We start from the raw sequence: 16,458 nt of genomic DNA on the forward strand, positions 1-16,458 counted from the left end.
TTGCTCATGAGGTTTAAGTGGGGGGGAGTTGCAGCGTTTTTGGGTGATCCTTCGCAGCTTAGGGTCGTCCGGCGTTCTCCTTTCCCTGTTGGCGCTTGGTGCGGTACTCTTGGTCCTGTTTGCGGATCCGTTTTTTGCTTGGTATGTAGTTCCGGGTAAGGTTCCTGGATCTCTATTGGCCGGGTTCCTGCTGTTCCTGCTCTTGCTTGCCGTGCTGTCCTACGGTATGGTTCGTGCCTGGATACGGTACAGAAAGGGGGAGCTGGGCTTCAGACTCCAAGCTCGTATGGTGCTCGTGTTTGTAGTTGTGGGTGTGGTGCCGGCTGCTCTTGTGTCTGGTTTTTCGTCCTTGTTTTTCGATTATGGTGCCCGTGCGTGGTTTCACGGCATTGTGGAGCCTGCGGTTTCCTCCTGCTGCGCCGCCGCGCTCGGCAGAGAACGTGAGTACCTCGCCGCGATGCTGGCTGCTGATGCGTCGCGTTTCGTTGAATATCTAGGTGACTTGCCTTATGGCTCCGACAGTAAGGTGCGTGAGGGTGCCGCTCTGTTCGGTTTTGCAGAGGTGCTTGTTATAGGCCGAGAAGGGGTGCTCGCTTCCAGCATGTCTAGTCTCTTGCCCGATATCACTTCTCCCGTGGGTAGGTCTTACGGCGGGAAAGCCCAAGAAGCACCTGTTGAGAATGCATTAGTGTATGCAGTAGTGCCAGTACATGCTCCGTCAATAACGCACGTTGTTATGGCACGTGCCCTGCCCGGAGGCAGCGGTTGCGCCTACGATACGTCCAGCTATCGGAAAAATGCGAGGCTCCAGCTGTCTGTGCTGCAAGTTCAATTTTCACTGGCATTCCTCTTCATATTTCTCATGCTGCTATTTGTGTCAGTGTGGCTGGGTGTTGGTCTCTCCAAAAGCGTTGTCGGTCCTTTATCCCACCTGCTGTCGGCCACTAAACGGGTTCAGGATGGCAATTTTGATTGCAAAATTCACGGCAAGGCAGGCGTTGTAGACGAAGAGATGTCCACTGTGATCGAGGCATTTAACGGCATGGTTGAGCAACTTGGCGCGCAGCGGCTACAGCTCGAAAAAGCATACAAGGAAATAAGCAGCAGGAAAGAATTTATCGAGACCGTTCTGTCAGGGGTATCATCCGGCATTATGGCGCTCTCTCCCTCAGGTGAGTATGTAACCCTGATGAATAACAGAGCTCGGGAGCTGCTGTCGTTTGATGGAGCACACGGGAAAATGTGTCACATTTTTCCCGAAGCCTGCGACCTTTTGAACAAGGTTGCAGATAAGGCCAACGTGACGATTGTGAGGGAAAATAAAGCTCTTACACTCTCTGTACACATGAGAAGACTGGGCATACAAGGGCTGATCATGACCTTTGACGATATTTCTGGGCTCGTAGAGGCGCAAAGGCAAGCTGCATGGTCAGATGTGGCGAGGAGAATAGCCCATGAAATCAAAAACCCGGTTACACCCATTTATTTGGCGGCTGAAAGGTTACGTAGTAAATATGCAGAACAAATAGTATCGGGACGAGAGACATTTCTGAAGTACACTGACACAATCACTAAACACGTTTCGAGCATCAGCGAGATAGTAGATGAATTTGCGAAATTTGCTAGAATGCCCAGCGCTGTGTTTGAAATGTGTGACATTTGTTCGCTATTGCGTGAGGCAAGCTTTGCAGGGCAGTTTGGTCAGAAAGTAGTGGATTTTGATCTGCGATTTCCGGACGAGGCGGTTCCCGTCCTTTTAGACCGAGAACAAATTTCGCAAGTGTTCATCAACGTATTCAAAAATGCTTGCGAATCGATAGATGCCAGGGAAAACATTGATGGTGGCCACATTACGGTGGCCGTTACCAAAAACATTGACAGCGTGGCAGTTGAGGTTAAAGACAACGGTGTGGGGTTCCCGCCGGATTTGATCGGCCGGCTAACTGAGCCTTATGTGACTACCCGGGACCAGGGCACAGGGCTGGGACTTGCCATTGTGAAGAAAATTTTGGATGAACACGGCGCATCCATAGGCTTCCGAAATTTGGAAGAGGGGGGCGCGGTTCTTATAACTTTTGTGTTGAATGAGCGCGGCGGTGTTGGTTTGCTCGACTAATGAGTTGGCGCAGTTCTGCGCACAAATATTGCGTGATAGGCCGGAGAGTTTGGCCATAGATACGGAATTCGTTAGAAGTTTTAATGACTACTACCCAAGGCTTTGTTTGTTGCAGATGGCATATCAAGGTGGGCAATGTGTGGTTGATGTGTTGGATGAACGGCTGGACCTCTCCCCGCTGCAGGAAATTTTTGACGATGAAGGTATCTATAAGGTCTTTCACGATTGCCGCCAGGATTTAGACGCCCTATCACAGCGGTTCACGCGCCTTCCTAGGCCAATTTTTGACACTCAAACGGCTTCAATGCTATGCGAATATCATGATAATTCTGTAGGATACTCCAAGCTTGTAGAGCAATTTCTGGGCGTGAAACTCAATAAGCTGCTGTTCAAAAGGGTTGATTGGTCACACAGGCCACTGTCCGAAGGCAAAGTGCGTTACGCTCTGGATGATGTGACTTACCTGCACGAGCTTTATGAGGTGCTGCTTGGCATTTTGACCGCCAAGGAACGGCTTACATGGTTTCTTGAAGAGATGGAAAACATTGCTGAGGCATTTGTGGATAACTATGACTCCCTGCTGGAGGGCATGGATTTCTTCCCCGAACTTGGGGAGTCGGAAGCCATAATTGCCAGGTCCATAATTGAGTGGAGGGAAAAAGTGGCCAGGCTGTTTAATGTTAATCGCAATATCGTGATGCATTCCAAGAGCGTACTCCTCGCAACAAAAGACTTTCTTCGAAGCAGAGACGAGGAAGTATTATATAGGTACGTTAGCGGGTCTTACTTGGGCAACTTGCCATTTAGCCTGTGCGACATATTAGAGAGCAGTGCCGGACGGAAGCTGGGAGTATACAAACTGGTAGACCGCGACAAGCCCATGCTGAGTGCGTTGCTTATTTTACTCAACAGCATGTGCAGGGAGCATGGAATCTCGCAAAAGTTGGTTGCTTCAAAAGTTGAGCTTGTGAAACTAATCAACAAAATACATAGCAACATAATGCACGGCTGGCGGTACGAGTTTTTCGGACGCAAAGTTGAAAAATTTATTGCGGGAGAGACCAGACTCATTTTTTCTGTCGATAATTCTGGCGGGCAGATGCGGTTGACTGTCAATACAAAAGCGTAATTGCCTGATTTATAGGTGAATAAATCCCGTAGCAGTGAATCCTAGACGCGGTTCCGCGGCTATTGTTGGTGGTGTTATGCGGCTGCCTAGGGATGCAAATCCTGCTGCGGTGCTCCCACTCAACAAGTTATCAGGAGCGTGCATCCTCTACCATCTTCACCCAAGTCTGCTCGTCTATTACCCTGACGTTCAGGCTTAGTGCTTTTTCGTGCTTACTTCCTGGATTGCTACCTGCAACCAGTAACCAGGTGTTTGCGGATACGGAATTCGCCACTTTAGCCCCTAGGCTTTCCGCCTGCAGCTTCGCTTCCGTTCTTGACATGCTCTCCAAAGTGCCGGTAAACACCACGGTTTTGCCGGAAATGGCGGAGCTGCCGCGTTGCGCCGGAGATGCCTCGTCCAAAATGTTGAGCTTTGCGCTCAGCGACTCTAATACTTCCAGATTTCCCTGCACAGAGAAAAACGCCTTCAAAGAACTTATGCTTTTTTCCCCCAAACCGCGAATTTGTACAGTATCATGTGTTTCGGTGAGCGCCAACATCGCTTGGTGCCAGTTTTTATAAGATCTGTAATGTTCAGCAATAAGTTTTGCCGCGCCCACGCCTATAAACCGTATTCCCAGGGCAAATATGAAGTTGCTGAGCCTGACTGTTGCGCTGTTGCGTATTGCGGCGATGAGATTTGCGACTGACTTTTCCCCCCACCCATGTTCTGTATCCAGGTTAATGCCATGTAGCTTTTCCTCCAGGGAAAAAATATCGGCTATGCTGCCAATCAGCCCATGGTTGCAGAAGAACTCTATCTGCTTTGCCCCCAGGCCCATAATGTTTAAGCCATCTCTGGATACGAAGTGCTTAACGCGCTCTAGAGCCTGTGCTTTGCATGACAACTCTGCCACACACCGCAGAGCGACTTCACCGGGCTCGCGGTGCAGCTTGCTACCGCATGACGGGCAGTGCGAGGGAAAGACAAATTTCTGCGTCCCGCTACTGCGGAGGGTTTTATCTACGTCAACCACCTGTGGTATAACTTCTCCCGCCCGCTTTACTATGACCAAGTCTCCTATGCGCACATCTTTGCGTTCGATTTCATTGAGGTTGTGCAGACTTGCCCTGGAAACCATAACGCCTCCTATGTTGATTGGCTCCAGCTCTGCTATTGGAGTTACAACGCCGGTTCTGCCTACTTGTACGGTGATATCAAGAAGTTTTGTGCGAGCCTCAGTAGAGGGGAATTTGTGCGCAATTGCCCAACGGGGTGATTTCCCGGTTGCACCGAGAAGCTTCTGGAAATTGATGCTGTTTACCTTGTATACGACTCCGTCTATGTCATAACCAAGCGCACTTCTGGTTGTGTAGACCGAGTTATAAAATGCAATCGCCTCTTCTATTTTGTCCGTGAAAAGCACTTGCTTGTTTGTATGAAACCCCCATTCATCCAGCTGCTTTAGTATTTCCTGCTGGGTTGCAAATGTGCTGTTTACCGCGGAATAAGCCACGTAACTAAGGTTGCGCTCCTCAACAATCTTCTGGTTGAGCTGGCGTATTGACCCCGCGGCTGCGTTACGTGGATTTGCAAAATTGCAGGACCCTCGTAGCTTTTCAAAGTCTTCATGGTGCATGTATATTTCACCGCGCACTTCAAGCACTTCTGGGGCCGAATCTAGCTGATGTGGCAGCCCGCGCAGGACCATCGCGTTGGTGGTGATATCCTCGCCGAAGTGCCCATTGCCGCGCGTTGCCACTCTGGTAAGCTTTCCACCATGGTATAGCGCAGAGAATGACATGCCATCCATTTTTAACTCGCAGGAAAGCTCTAAAATGTCATCTGGCTGCAGCTCAAGGAACCGCCTCACCCTGGTGATAAATTTTTCCACATCCTGTACGGTAAAAGCGTTTTCCAGAGAGAGCATGGGCTCCAAATGCTGCACCTTGGGGAACCTGGAGTCAATTTTAGGCGTGCCCACGACGTCTGCGTAGTCATCATACTGACGAATGTCCGGGAACTCGTCCAAGAGCCTTTTTTTCTCTTGTACCAGAAGGTCATATTGGTGGTCCGTCACCTCTGGCGCATCAAGCCCGTGGTATAACATATCGTGGTGGCGGAGCTTCGCATTCAGACCAGCCAACCTGCGCCTAGCCTGCTCCAACATAGCAGCAGCTACCCCGCTATAATGCCCTTACTTTTCAGCAGTGCATGCAGCTCCCCGCTGTGGTACATTTCCCGCACTATGTCGCACCCACCTATGAACTCTCCCTTCACGTATAGTTGTGGTATAGTTGGCCAGTCTGCGAATTTTTTGATGCCCTCGCGCAGCTCTGGGTCCTTGAGGACGTCTACATCCCTGAATTTCACTCCCACATTACGAAGCGCCTCGACAACCACTCCCGAAAAGCCGCACTGCGGAGCATCGGCGGTGCCCTTCATATACAGCACAACGTCGCTGGTTTCTATTTCATTCCTAATTCTATCTGCGACAGGGTCACTGCTCATCTTGTTTACCTACCTCTGTTTGTATCTGCAACGCGTGCACGTCTATACCAGAAAGTGCACTGTAAACCATTCTGTGCTGCTCAAGTTTTGACTTTCCCGCAAAGGCGTTGGAGACGACCCTGATGGCATAATGCTCGCCATCATGGGCCAGAGGCCGTACATGCACCTCACCGCCAGGGAATGCACTGCTCAGCAGCTGTTCTATCCTAAAAAGTTCTACGCCCATCGCTCAAAGTTTGCAGCAGGCCCAGGTTATAGCATCTTTTATGTATTTGGTAAACACCGACTTTAAACTCTGACTTTGCTCCGCTCACCCGGCCACACGCGTTCTGAATCCGCTACGCCTGCATTACACGTGGTCGGACGGGGCTAGCTTACCAGCGTAAATATACGCTTCCAGAGATCTTCGGTCATGGCCCCGGAAACATGCATTACCATCTCCCCTGTGCGGCTAAACACTAATGTTTCTGGCACTCCGATTACTCCAAGTTTTTTCATGACCCTGCCGGAATAGTCCGCAGCCACCATCGCGTAGGGGTTTCCGTGTTTTGCTAGCCACTCCAGAGTTTTGTGTTGTACGTCAAGATATGCCACGCCATACACACGTATGGGTTTTTCATTGGCTATGGACATCCATATTTTGTGCTCCTCAAGGCAGGTTGCACACCACGATGCAAACACGTGAATGACGTATGCGCCCTCTATATTTTCAGTACGAAACTCCTTTTCTGTGCCGACTATAGCCGGTAATGTTATGTGGTATGACGGCTTTTTGAAATTGCGATTGTAATAAACCCCAGACAACGTGAGCGACAGCAAGCAGAATAGCGCAAGAGTCGTAATGGCAACCACACGCATAACATAACCTATGCAAAAAGCCCTTTAAGTTCCCTAATGTGCGCAACTTCCCTAACCTCAATTGGGAGTGAGTTGCCTTTCTTGCTCCCCGAAGGCGCGATCGCCTGCTTAAAACCAAGCTTGCACGCCTCCCTAAGCCTTGGGCCGACGTTTGCGACGCTTCTGATTTCACCAGATAATGCAACCTCCCCAAATATAACCGTTGAAGCAGGCGTTGGAGATCTTGTAATACTCGACATAAGAGACGCCGCTATGGCCAAATCAGATGCGGGCTCGCATATCTTCAGACCTCCAGCTATGCTGAGATACACTTCCTTGTCTGCAAGGGGCATATCACACCGTGCGTTGAGCACTGCGACTACCATGGCCAGACGATTGATATCCCATCCTACCACTGCCCGCCTTGGGCTGGGGGAGTAAGTGTTGGCGATCAGCGATTGTACCTCGACCAATATGGGCCTGGAACCTTCCATGCCTGCGAACACTACATTGCCTGTGATGCCCTTTCTGGGAGACTGGCCCAAAAAAAGCATGGATGGATCTTGCACAGGGAGCAGACCCGATCCAGACATTTCAAAAACTCCCATTTCGTTTGCCGGCCCGAATCTGTTTTTGATTGTGCGCAATATGCGCAACTGGTTCCCGTTACTGCCTTCAAAGTACAAAACTGTGTCTACCAAATGCTCTAGGGTTTTTGGCCCCGCTATGGCACCATCTTTGGTTATTTGGCCCAGCAAAAATAGCCCAATATTGCGCTGCTTTGCCAGCATTATGAGCTTATGCGCGCACATCCTAACCTGCAACACGGTGCCCGGGGACGAAGGGATCTCTTCGTCGTGCATGGTTTGTATTGAATCTATCACCAGGAACGCAAAATTGTCGGCACATGCGGCGTTCAATACCGAGCTGAGAGATGACGTGGCAACGAGTTTTATTTGGGGTTCACTAACATTGAGACGGGTTGCCCTTGCCCTTATTTGGGCCACGGATTCTTCGCCGGAGACGTATAAGCAGCTATGAGATTGCCCAGCTAAAGACGCAAAAACCTGCAGCATGAGTGTGGATTTTCCAATTCCGGGTTCGCCACCGATTAATATACTACTGCCAGCTACTATGCCTCCTCCCAGCACCCTGTCCAGCTCGTCATTTCCCACGCAGAGCCTGTGCACGGGCTCAACGCTGCTGCCGCATATTGGCATCACCAGGGGAGGCTCTTTCTGCTGTGTGCGCGCCGTGTGCTTGTTTTTAGGTGCCACTTCCTCCACAATGCTGTCCCACGCGCCGCAAGCTACACACCTACCTGTCCACCTATGCGAACTGTTCCCGCACGTTTGGCAGGCATAAATTACCTTTGTTGACACCCACATACTCGATAGCACCGCATGTTGGGATGTTACACCAAAAAGTAGACGCTTTCCAAGGGTGAGAAAGTGTTTTATGACATCAAATCACCATGCTGACCGTATGACGTGTGCATTGAGTTGCTACTTTTAGTTTATAACGCACGTGCTAGTGCTGCTGTAGGGTGCTATTTGGGCGCATTTTGGTTGACTGCGTCGCTCTATGGTGATATTTGAAGCACACGTTGGTCGGCATTCTACGGTTATTGGAGAGTTACTGGTAATATGAAGCTTCATGGTGTCGAAGAGGGGGCAAGGTCAGGGTCTGTCTGGACTTGCAGGGAATGCGTGGTCAGTTACGTGGCGTTGCTATGGGCCTTCTTCCAGATGTTTATTGCGTCCCCGGTTCCGTTTTGGCTTGCATCACAGTATGGGATTAGCGCATTCGTACTTACGGGGCTTAAGGCTAGGGCTGTGCATCTGTCTTTCGCGCTGTTGTTGCTGTATTTGGTGATGCCTGCAGTGCGCGGGAAGGGTAAAGACGGTGCCCTACCTATTGACTGGGTCCTCTCACTAGTGGGCGCGAGCGCAGCCGCATACATTCTTGTGTTCTATGATGACCTATCAGTTAGGATGGCAATGCCCACTGTTGCGGATATGGTTGCATCCGTGCTTGGCATCTTACTTCTGCTGGAAGCCGCAAGGCGAGCCGTAGGCTTCCCCATAATTGTGGTTGCCGTGTCATTTCTAATATATTCGATATTCGGGCCTTTCATGCCGGATGTGATAGCGCACAGCGGCCAAGGAATTGCCTCGATATCGTCACACGAGTGGCTCTCGTCCGAGGGGGTGTTCGGCGTGGCTCTGGGTGTGTCATGTAACTTTGTGTTCTTATACGTACTTTTCGGGGCGCTCATGGATAGAGCGGGTGCCGGTGCATTCTTCATGAGGCTCTCGTTTGCGCTGTTGCGCGGTTCAGTTGGGGGGCCTGCAAAGGCTGCCGTTGTCGCTTCTGGGTTCATGGGTATGATGTCCGGCTCGTCTGTGGCGAATACAATAACCATTGGCTCCTTCACTATTCCCCTAATGAAAAAAATGGGGATGTCTCCGGAAAAAGCCGCAGCTGTCGAAGTTTCTGCGGGCATAAACGGGCAGGTAACCCCACCGGTGATGGGAGCTGCAGCGTTTTTGATGGCAGAGTTTTTAGCGTTGCCGTATGCGGATGTGGTGAGACATGCTCTGATACCGGCGGCTATGGTTTATATAGGGCTACTTGTAATTGTGCACCTTGAAGCTTGCAGGCTGAACCATTGTGGGCAGCCCACTGAGGAAAAAACCGGCCATCCGTCGGGGAGCAGGCTGCTATCCGTCTCTACTTCATTGCTGAAGTTTGCCATATGTGCGACCTCTATCGCGCTGTTGTTTGGGATGTCATTTGTCGTGATTAACGGAATTGACGTGTGGGGGTTGCACATTCCGGGATTGAAGACAATTTTCCGCGAGAACGGCATGTATTTTGTCGCTTTGATTCTGGCGCTCGTATACATTGCGCTGCTTTGCGGGAAAGATACAAGCAAGAATGACACGACCGAAGAGGCTTTGAATTTTGCTGAAGAAAATGGCTCCAGTGCCTGGAATGTAGCCAAGCAGGGGCTGCACTACTTCATGCCCGTATTCATACTCGTTTGGTCTTTGGTGGTGGAGAGGGTGTCTACGTCTCTTGCATGCTTTTGGACCAACATGTTCTTGGTCTTTATGCTACTTGCAGAAGGTGTAGTGGCCTCACTGAAAGCGCGCAATTTTTCCGGTATACTCCCAGCGGTGTATGCTGGCGTCAAAAACGTGGGTGCGGCAATGATTGTCAGCTCGAAGAACATGCTTCCTGTTGCTGTTGCAACCGCCACCGCGGGTCTGGTCGTAGGCACTGTTGGGTTGACTGGGTTTGGTCTTACCATAGGCTCATTTGTTGATGCGCTTGCAGGCGGTAACCTGTTTGTTGCGCTCTTGGTGACTGCGTTCATATGCATAGTGTTGGGCATGGGCATGCCCACTACTGGGTGCTACATAATAGTCTCGACGCTGGTTGCTCCTGTGCTGAGTATGGTGGCGCACAAAAACGGTATAGCAGCGCCTCCTGTTGCGCTGCACCTGTTCGTGTTTTATTTTGGCCTGATGGCTGATGTAACGCCTCCGGTGGGCATAGCCTCCTACGCTGCCGCCGCCATAGCGTCTGCGAACTCCTTCAAGACGGGAGTGCAGTCGTTCTTGTACAATATAAAAACCATGGTCATTCCCTTCATGTTCATGTTCGATAGCAACATAATTCTACACGGGGTTGACAATGCCTGGGTGGCTGCTGCACGAATTGTGCTAGCTTTGGTAAGCGTGCTCGTCCTTTGTGCTGGGATGCAGGGATATTTTTTCAGGCGTAACCGGGTGTATGAGTCTGTCATACTAGTTTGTGCGGGATTAATGCTAATGGCGCCCAATTACCTTGCCGGGCTGCTCGTCGACAACCGTGAGGCGTTGTCTCTTTCCGAGATTAACAGCAAGGTTGTCACTGTTAGGCAGGGAGACAAGGTTTTGGTAAACTACGAGCGGGCAATTACAGGTGGTAACGTGGGGCCGAAAGGCGGAGGATACGTTATTGTACCGGTGCACGAGGAATTCATGGGTGACGTGTCTGAGATGATGGACAGGAAAATAGGCGTTTCTGTGGCGGCAAAGCCCGTGGATGGCAAACTTCTAGTATCCAACATCAGCAGCGAGGGATATGTCTCCGCCGACATATGGCAGGGGGACTTCATAACTGGATTATCTGTTTTACGTGGAAGTCGTGGCGGATATTACGTTATAGCCCTATCCATTCTGATAGTAGCAATGGTTGCACTTGTACAAGCGCGCAGCAAGAAGTTGCAATATAGGTGAGGGGCCATGGTTTTGGACGCCGCTATGGCGCTTGTTGTACTGTCCCTAACGGCCCTGGGGTTTTTAAGAGGGTTCATTAAGGAGGTGTTTGCCATTGCCGGAATGGTGGCGGCTGTGGCGGTAACTGCCAGCTACAGCGACTATTTCGCTGAGGCTTACGGCACGCGTGTGCACTCGGAAGTTTTGGCTAGAATCCTATCAGGGGTCACTGTGTTCGTTGGGGTTATGACTTGCGTAGTCCTGGTTAACGGTGTGATAGTGCGGCTCCTTTCACCTCTTAGGCATAATGCTTTAGATAAAGCAGCGGGGTCAATTGTAGGTATTGCGAAAGGCCTGGCGGTCGCCTACTGTGTGTTTTTTGTTATGGAAACCTTTCTATACACATTTGCCCCACGGTCTGCGGAGGATGATGCCGAGGTCGTGTTGCCTGCCTGGTTTTCTAACACGTATTCATATAATTTCTTTTCTGCTGCGAGTGAATACATGGGGAGCATAATTCCAGAACTCGCATACGACAGAATAGGCGTGGTTGCGCGTGAGTTGCTTGACAAAGAGCAGGGGGATGATTCCGAGTATGACGGAGAAAAACCGTGATATTTCTTGATTGTATCCCGCGGTCGTATATAATACGCCGGTAGAGTTTTTAGCGGGTTTTTTTGTGCCTATTTATGAGTTTGCTTTTATTGCGCAACAGGGTCTCACTCAATATGAATTGGAAGGTCTTTCTAAGGGGCTGTCTGCGCTGCTGGTTAAGATAGGCGCTGAGCTCGTTAAGTATGAGTATTGGGGGCTTCTGGATTTTGCTTACAGCATAGCGAAAAACAACAAGGGGCACTATTGCATGATGTATATTCGTGCCGAACCCGCCGCGATGGATGAGTTCCGGCGTAGGGTTAGGCTGAATGAGGATGTGCTGAGGTTTTTATGTTTGAAGGTGGACAAGGTCTGCGAGGGCAAGTCTGCCATGATGGGTTCTGATCAAGACTAGGTGGAGGTATCTGTGCTTCAAGGAGGTAAAAAAGACGGCGGTAAGGGAGATTCGGGCGGCGGTGCGCATTCTCCGTTGGTGTATCTCAAGAGGCCGTACTTCAGAAAGTCGAGGTCCTGTCCCCTAGCGCAGTGTCCCGATGAAGACATAGATTATAAAAATAGGGCGCTGCTCTCTAAGTTCGTTTCGGAGTACGGTCGGATATTGCCGAGTAGGATTACTTCGGTTTCTTCTAGGAAGCAAAAGCTTCTGGCACGTGCTGTCAAGCGGGCTAGATTTCTCGCTCTGTTGCCGTATTGCTAATTTGTGGTTTGTATATTAAATGTTATCGGTAATTCTGAAATCCAGCGTTAGGGGTCTTGGCAAAGCTGGTGAAATCGCCAAGGTCAGACCGGGCTATGCGCGGTATCTTTTGGCAGATGGCAAGGCGGTGCGTGCCACCAAGGATAATGTTGCGCTTTTAGAACAAAAGCTTGCCCTCATAGAGGAGGAGAACAGCAAGAAACTTGCGGAAGCCGAGGGGGTGGCCAAGTCCCTGGGAGCTGAGCGCCTCATCATTGTCAGACAATCCTCTGATGACGGTAAGCTGTTCGGGTCTGTGACCGTTAGAGACGTGTCCAAGTTGCTTTGTGATCTCGGGTACGATATTCAGCCGAGGTGTGTATCTTTTAGTGAGGTGATAAAGCGCACTGGAGAGTATGAGATAAACGTAGAGTTGCATGCCGATTTGGTTGCTACGTTGCGGTTGCATGTGGTCAGGAACGAATCTGAAGCTGAGAGGGTCAGACTAGGAATTGCTAAGAGCGAAGACCAAGCGGCTGCAGCTGCTGAGGTTGAGCAGGCAGAAGATGTTGCGGCTGCTGAGCAGCAGGATTCAAGCCCGGTGGATGACCATGCAGATGATGCGGATGGTGTCGCCGACGGTGAGGGCCGTGATGAGGGTGCTGGCGACGCTTCTGATGAGGAAGAAATGCCCTCTACTTGAGATACTGACGATATTTGTAGGGGTTTATGGTTGGGTACATTGGCAATGTTGATATAGGAGTGTTTGACGCCGAGGTTGCAAACAGCATATCGGCGGAACTGGAAAGGCAGAACACTCTGCTGCAGATGATCGCGTCGGAAAATTTTGTGAGTCGTGCGGTCCTGCAGGCCCAGGGTTCTGTGCTAACTAACAAATACGCTGAGGGGTATGCGGGCAGCAGGTACTACTGCGGTTGCGCCCTAGTTGACGTTGTGGAAAACCTAGCCGTTGAGCGTCTCTGCAGACTTTTTGGGTGTAAATTTGCTAATGTGCAGCCACACTCTGGCTCCCAGGCCAACCAGCAGGTTTTTATGGCGCTCTTGAAACCTGGTGATACTATTCTTGGCATGTCCCTGGATTGCGGAGGACACTTAACCCACGGTGCGGCCCCTAATGTTTCGGGGCGGTGGTTTAATGCCGTGTCTTATGGGGTCAATCGCGATACGGGGCTCATAGATATGGATGAGGTGGAGGCTCTTGCCCTGTCTGCCAAACCCTCATTGATTATTGCCGGGGCGTCTTCATACCCGCGAAGGATAGACTTTGCCGCTTTTAGGGCCATCGCAGATAAGGTGGGGGCATATTTGCTTGCGGACATAGCTCACTATTCGGGGCTGATTGCTGGGGGCTGCTATCCATCACCGTTTGGGCACGCGCATGTCGTTACTTCCACCACCCATAAGACCCTCCGGGGGCCTAGGGGCGCCGTTATAATGACTGACGATGAAGAAATACACAAAAAGATAAGGCTGTCCGTGTTTCCTGGAATGCAGGGTGGCCCGCTGATGCATGTGATAGCGGCGAAGGCGGTGGCGTTCAAAGAGGCTCTGCATCCGGATTTCAAGCTATACGCCCAACAGGTGCTAGAAAACTCCCGCGTTCTTGCTGGTGTTTTGTCTTCCGAGGGGCTGGATGTTGTCACGGGCGGGACTGATAGCCACATCGTGCTACTTGACCTGAGATCAAAGGGTGTAACCGGCAGGGAAGTATCTTCCTCCTTGGAAAGAGCCGGTATTGTGTGCAACAAGAATGCGGTTCCCTTTGACACAGAAAAACCCTGGGTTACTTCCGGAATAAGGCTGGGCTCTGCTGCTGAAACCTCGCGCGGGCTTGGAGTACCTGAGTTTGAAAGCATAGGGCGCTTGGTTGCGAAGGTTGTTAATGCTTGTTCTTTGGGTCAAGAAAAAATGTCTGCGGCGGAAGCAGAGGTTAGGCGCGAAGTAAATGGCCTAGTGCGCAGCCTTCCCATGTCGGCGTTTCCTGTGTGTGAGGTGTGCTAATAGCCTCATGTGCGTTGGTCGGGGCTCCTCGCGTTTGTGGGGTTGCTAGACGATGCAAGTGTAGCGCCGTGGCGGCTGCTCGTGGTCGGTTGCATCGCTATGGTGGCCTCTGGGGCGTTTATGGTGTGAGGTGTGTTCCGTGATGAAAAGCAGTCCGACTTCTGATTTAAAAGTTGTGGCACGAGATGCTTTGGATTCTTTGCTGTCCATGATCGAGCAAGTTGATGTTGAGGGGCGCATCGAGTGTGACGTGGGTGATGGAATAATCGAGGCTACGTGCGATGGGCTTGTATACCTGATAAGTTGGCATCAGCCCTCATCGCAAATATGGGTTGCATCTCCAATTAGCGGATCGGTGCGTTTCTCTTACAACGCAGATGATGCATCGTGGCGTGATACGCAAAATGCGCGTGAGCTGCTTTCCTTTGTTAAACAGGATATATGCGCCGCCTTTGGCCCTCGAGAGCAATAGGTGTGCCATGAAGGCGCTGCTCTCCTATATACGGCCACACTTTTTGTATTTCTTGCTGTCATACCTTGCGGTGATTACCTCTTCTGGGGCCATACTCGCCTTGGGACACAGCATGAACGCGCTGGTCGACGCCGTTGGTGCGACCTCAGACTCTAGGCCGCTGACAGTTATTTTTTTTCTGATTGCAACGATGTCGACAAGCTCGTTTTTGCGGGTTTGGCTTTCAGGGCGCGGAGCTGAGCTCGTGGTGCGTGACTTGCGAAAGCAGATATATGACAAAATCGTCGTTTTATCTCAGAGCGTTTTGGAAAATACCAGCACGTCGGTGTTAATGAGCAGATTAACAACTGACATGGCCATGCTGCAGGCCATTCTGAGCGGTAGTATGCTGGTGATTTTTCGGAACACGACTGTTCTCATAGGTAGCGCAACCATGCTCGCGCATACCAACATAAAGCTTACTGGGTATATAGTCTGCATGTTGCCGATTCTATGGGCAATTGTTGCGTTGTTAGGCAGGCGTGTGCGACATTTCTCTCGTCTTTTGCGGGGAAGGGTTGAGCAGTTAGCCCATTTTGGCGAGGAAACGTGCAGGGGTATCGGGGTTATCCAAGCGTTTACGGCCGAAGATCATGCAAGAGCCAAGTTTGCCAATTTGTTAGACGAAAACTTCCGTATTGCCGGGAAATATTTACTATGGCGGGCACTGTTGGTGACCCTGATTCTCTCCGCGGCTGCCGGGTCTGTCGGCGTTGTCTTATGGATGGGCATCAAAGAGGTGAGTGTCCAGAGCATGAGCGCCGGGTCTCTCTTATCGTTCGTTTTTTATGCAGTACTTGCCGCCGGTGCGGTGAACGGCATAGGGGACAATATCCAAGATCTGCAGAAGGCCGCCAGGATTGCCGAAGACGTACTACAGCTATTGTGCATTGATGTGGGAATGTCAGATGCCGAGGATTGTGTGGACGTTAATGCAGTCAAGGGGGCAGTCGAGATGCACAACGTCACGTTCTTCTATCCGAGCAAAACAGACACACCAGCGCTGCGGAACGTAAGCCTTACTATGCATAGTGGTGAGAGAGTGGCAATAGTGGGGTATTCTGGTGCGGGAAAGAGCACGATTACTGACTTGCTCCTGAGGTTTTATGATGTCAGCTCCGGAAGCATAACCATCGACGGGGTGGATATCAGGAAGATTTCCTTACGCAGCCTACGCTCGCTTTTCTGCGTGGTTCCACAAAGCCCAGTGATATTTTCCGGCACCATACTTGATAACATCGCCTACGGGGCCGACCGTACCTACACCAATAGGCAACTGGAGGAAGCGGCGGAAAGGGCTAGCATTGCGGATTTTATACACACTCTCCCAAACAAGTTTGACACTTTCGTTGGTGAGAAGGGAATATGCTTATCGGAGGGACAGAAGCAGAGAATAGTGATAGCCAGAGCCATATTGAGGAACCCAGAAGTTTTGATATTGGACGAAGCGACTTCGGCTCTGGATTCCGATAATGAAAGCAAGGTGCAGGCAGCATTGTGTGAGTTGATGCAAGGCAAGCTCATGATTACCATAGCGCATAGGCTCTCCACTGTAGCCAACTCGGATAAAATAGTGGTATTAGACGACGGGGCGATCAAAGAGGTCGGCACGCATGACTCACTCATACAGGACGAAAACAGCTTATATGCCAGGCTGGTTAAGCTGCAGCTTTTGCAGTATAGGGGATAGGCGGCTGTACACGCTTTTGAGTTGCGCCGGTGCAGTTGGAGGCCAGCCAAGTTTTTACGCGTTATGTCGGCAAAGTTGTGGTTGGTTAATGAGATACTGAT

15 protein-coding genes are annotated in these 16,458 nt (G+C 50.7%); 10 read left to right on the forward strand and 5 right to left on the reverse strand.

The window, feature by feature from the left end; all coding sequences use genetic code 11:
• Positions 1 to 28: 28 nt before the first annotated feature.
• A complete protein-coding gene (locus tag AMF_RS05620) occupies positions 29 to 2,116 on the forward strand; it encodes a sensor histidine kinase (RefSeq protein ID WP_011114139.1) in 2,088 nt (695 codons plus the stop codon).
• Positions 2,097 to 3,245 (forward strand): ribonuclease D, encoded by a 1,149-nt coding sequence (locus AMF_RS05625; protein WP_240366685.1) that lies wholly within the window; start codon positions 2,097 to 2,099, stop codon positions 3,243 to 3,245. The genes AMF_RS05620 and AMF_RS05625 overlap by 20 nt, the downstream gene beginning before the upstream one ends.
• Positions 3,246 to 3,375: 130 nt before the next feature.
• Here AMF_RS05625 and ligA read toward each other — a convergent pair whose 3' ends face one another.
• From ligA to radA, 5 genes are all read right to left on the reverse strand, one after another.
• A complete protein-coding gene (gene ligA, locus AMF_RS05630) occupies positions 3,376 to 5,397 on the reverse strand; it encodes an NAD-dependent DNA ligase LigA (RefSeq protein ID WP_010269427.1) in 2,022 nt (673 codons plus the stop codon).
• Positions 5,398 to 5,405: 8 nt separating this feature from the next.
• Positions 5,406 to 5,738, reverse strand: coding sequence for a Grx4 family monothiol glutaredoxin (gene grxD, locus AMF_RS05635; protein ID WP_010269432.1), 333 nt, complete (start codon positions 5,736 to 5,738; stop codon positions 5,406 to 5,408).
• Positions 5,728 to 5,964: a BolA/IbaG family iron-sulfur metabolism protein gene (locus tag AMF_RS05640; RefSeq protein ID WP_010269435.1), complete on the reverse strand. Its 237-nt coding sequence runs from the start codon at positions 5,962 to 5,964 to the stop codon at positions 5,728 to 5,730. The genes grxD and AMF_RS05640 overlap by 11 nt, the downstream gene beginning before the upstream one ends.
• Before the next feature lie 143 nt (positions 5,965 to 6,107).
• Positions 6,108 to 6,596 (reverse strand): DsbE family thiol:disulfide interchange protein, encoded by a 489-nt coding sequence (locus AMF_RS05645; protein ID WP_010267090.1) that lies wholly within the window; start codon positions 6,594 to 6,596, stop codon positions 6,108 to 6,110.
• Positions 6,597 to 6,604: 8 nt separating this feature from the next.
• Positions 6,605 to 7,963: a DNA repair protein RadA gene (gene radA, locus AMF_RS05650; RefSeq protein WP_010262808.1), complete on the reverse strand. Its 1,359-nt coding sequence runs from the start codon at positions 7,961 to 7,963 to the stop codon at positions 6,605 to 6,607.
• 258 nt (positions 7,964 to 8,221) lie between these two features.
• On the opposite strand from radA, the gene AMF_RS05655 reads away from it, so the two are divergent.
• The 8 genes from AMF_RS05655 to AMF_RS05690 all read left to right on the forward strand — a co-directional run bounded on the left by AMF_RS05655 (position 8,222) and on the right by AMF_RS05690 (position 16,357).
• Positions 8,222 to 10,864, forward strand: a complete 2,643-nt coding sequence (locus tag AMF_RS05655; RefSeq protein WP_012658829.1) for a TRAP transporter fused permease subunit — start codon at positions 8,222 to 8,224, stop codon at positions 10,862 to 10,864.
• Between the two features lie 6 nt (positions 10,865 to 10,870).
• The gene (locus AMF_RS05660; RefSeq protein ID WP_010262814.1) at positions 10,871 to 11,458 is read left to right on the forward strand and encodes a CvpA family protein; all 588 of its coding nucleotides are present in this window, start codon (positions 10,871 to 10,873) and stop codon (positions 11,456 to 11,458) included.
• A 64-nt stretch (positions 11,459 to 11,522) separates the two neighbouring features.
• Positions 11,523 to 11,852 (forward strand): 30S ribosomal protein S6, encoded by a 330-nt coding sequence (rpsF, locus tag AMF_RS05665; RefSeq protein ID WP_010262817.1) that lies wholly within the window; start codon positions 11,523 to 11,525, stop codon positions 11,850 to 11,852.
• A 12-nt stretch (positions 11,853 to 11,864) separates the two neighbouring features.
• Positions 11,865 to 12,155: a 30S ribosomal protein S18 gene (rpsR, locus tag AMF_RS05670; RefSeq protein ID WP_029209673.1), complete on the forward strand. Its 291-nt coding sequence runs from the start codon at positions 11,865 to 11,867 to the stop codon at positions 12,153 to 12,155.
• Positions 12,156 to 12,174: 19 nt separating this feature from the next.
• Complete coding sequence (rplI, locus tag AMF_RS05675; RefSeq protein WP_012658830.1) at positions 12,175 to 12,837, forward strand: 50S ribosomal protein L9; 663 nt, start codon at positions 12,175 to 12,177, stop codon at positions 12,835 to 12,837.
• 26 nt (positions 12,838 to 12,863) lie between these two features.
• A complete protein-coding gene (gene glyA, locus AMF_RS05680; RefSeq protein ID WP_010267094.1) occupies positions 12,864 to 14,156 on the forward strand; it encodes a serine hydroxymethyltransferase in 1,293 nt (430 codons plus the stop codon).
• 142 nt (positions 14,157 to 14,298) lie between these two features.
• Entirely contained in the window at positions 14,299 to 14,628 is a 330-nt protein-coding gene (locus AMF_RS05685) for a frataxin domain-containing protein (protein ID WP_010262830.1), read from the forward strand.
• 7 nt (positions 14,629 to 14,635) lie between these two features.
• Positions 14,636 to 16,357, forward strand: a complete 1,722-nt coding sequence (locus tag AMF_RS05690; RefSeq protein WP_037349524.1) for an ABC transporter ATP-binding protein — start codon at positions 14,636 to 14,638, stop codon at positions 16,355 to 16,357.
• Positions 16,358 to 16,458: the final 101 nt, after the last annotated feature.

Source organism: Anaplasma marginale str. Florida (genome assembly GCF_000020305.1).
GTDB lineage: Bacteria > Pseudomonadota > Alphaproteobacteria > Rickettsiales > Anaplasmataceae > Anaplasma > Anaplasma marginale.

Bases quoted from the DNA above. Each gene is read 5' to 3' on its own strand.
- AMF_RS05685 (WP_010262830.1), top strand. From the start codon at position 14,299: ATGAAAAGCAGTCCGACTTCTGATTTAAAAGTTGTGGCACGAGATGCT.
- AMF_RS05655 (WP_012658829.1), top strand. From the start codon at position 8,222: ATGAAGCTTCATGGTGTCGAAGAGGGGGCAAGGTCAGGGTCTGTCTGG.
- AMF_RS05640 (WP_010269435.1), bottom strand. From the start codon at position 5,964: ATGGGCGTAGAACTTTTTAGGATAGAACAGCTGCTGAGCAGTGCATTC.
- glyA (WP_010267094.1), top strand. From the start codon at position 12,864: ATGGTTGGGTACATTGGCAATGTTGATATAGGAGTGTTTGACGCCGAG.
- AMF_RS05660 (WP_010262814.1), top strand. From the start codon at position 10,871: ATGGTTTTGGACGCCGCTATGGCGCTTGTTGTACTGTCCCTAACGGCC.
- grxD (WP_010269432.1), bottom strand. From the start codon at position 5,738: ATGAGCAGTGACCCTGTCGCAGATAGAATTAGGAATGAAATAGAAACC.
- AMF_RS05645 (WP_010267090.1), bottom strand. From the start codon at position 6,596: ATGCGTGTGGTTGCCATTACGACTCTTGCGCTATTCTGCTTGCTGTCG.
- ligA (WP_010269427.1), bottom strand. From the start codon at position 5,397: ATGTTGGAGCAGGCTAGGCGCAGGTTGGCTGGTCTGAATGCGAAGCTC.
- rplI (WP_012658830.1), top strand. From the start codon at position 12,175: ATGTTATCGGTAATTCTGAAATCCAGCGTTAGGGGTCTTGGCAAAGCT.
- AMF_RS05690 (WP_037349524.1), top strand. From the start codon at position 14,636: ATGAAGGCGCTGCTCTCCTATATACGGCCACACTTTTTGTATTTCTTG.
- radA (WP_010262808.1), bottom strand. From the start codon at position 7,963: ATGTGGGTGTCAACAAAGGTAATTTATGCCTGCCAAACGTGCGGGAAC.